Origin of the sequence: Adlercreutzia equolifaciens, assembly GCF_029076695.1 — a bacterium.
Classification (GTDB): domain Bacteria; phylum Actinomycetota; class Coriobacteriia; order Coriobacteriales; family Eggerthellaceae; genus Adlercreutzia; species Adlercreutzia equolifaciens_A.
The window spans coordinates 1-286 of the sequence record NZ_JARFIK010000676.1; the positions used below are offsets into that span (position 1 = coordinate 1).

Annotated in this window: 1 protein-coding gene; it reads left to right on the forward strand. The window is 48.3% G+C overall.

The window, feature by feature from the left end:
- On the forward strand, positions 1–286 hold a 286-nt coding region (gene atpC, locus PZH32_RS14080; protein WP_275208889.1), incomplete at both ends, for an ATP synthase F1 subunit epsilon.

Consider the following 286-nt stretch of genomic DNA (forward strand, 5'->3'; position numbering starts at 1 on the left):
GTCTTAAAATCATAGCGAGTGACGGAGTGTTCTATGCAGGAAGATGTCAGAAACTGACTATTCCGGCACCGGATGGTGAGAAAGGAATCCTTGCCCATCATGAGAATATGGTGATCGCGGTGACAGTCGGGATTGCCCGGATGAACGTTGACGGGACGGAATGGAAAGAGATTGCTGTAGGAACAGGATTTGCGGAGATTGTAAATAACCGTGTAACTCTGATCGTAGATACAGCGGAGAAGCCGGAAGATATTGATGTACGTCGTGCAAGAGAGCAGAAAGAGCG